Annotated in this window: 1 rRNA gene; it reads right to left on the minus strand. The window is 49.2% G+C overall.

From position 1 onward, the window contains the following. A 23S ribosomal RNA gene (locus F0185_RS34240) occupies window positions 1–264 on the minus strand; the annotation flags it as partial.

Consider the following 264-nt stretch of genomic DNA (forward strand, 5'->3'; position numbering starts at 1 on the left):
TTGGGCTTACGGCGTGGGAGCTTTTCACTCCCATTATCGCTACTCATGTCAGCATTCGCACTTCTGATACCTCCAGCATCCTTTACAAGACACCTTCGCAGGCTTACAGAACGCTCTCCTACCATATATGCAAGCATATATCCGCAGCTTCGGTGACTGGCTTAGCCCCGTTACATCTTCCGCGCAGGACGACTCGATCAGTGAGCTATTACGCTTTCTTTAAATGATGGCTGCTTCTAAGCCAACATCCTGACTGTTTTAGCC

It is taken from the genome of Massilia rubra (assembly GCF_011682065.1).
Taxonomy (GTDB): Bacteria; Pseudomonadota; Gammaproteobacteria; order Burkholderiales; family Burkholderiaceae_D; genus Telluria_A; species Telluria_A rubra.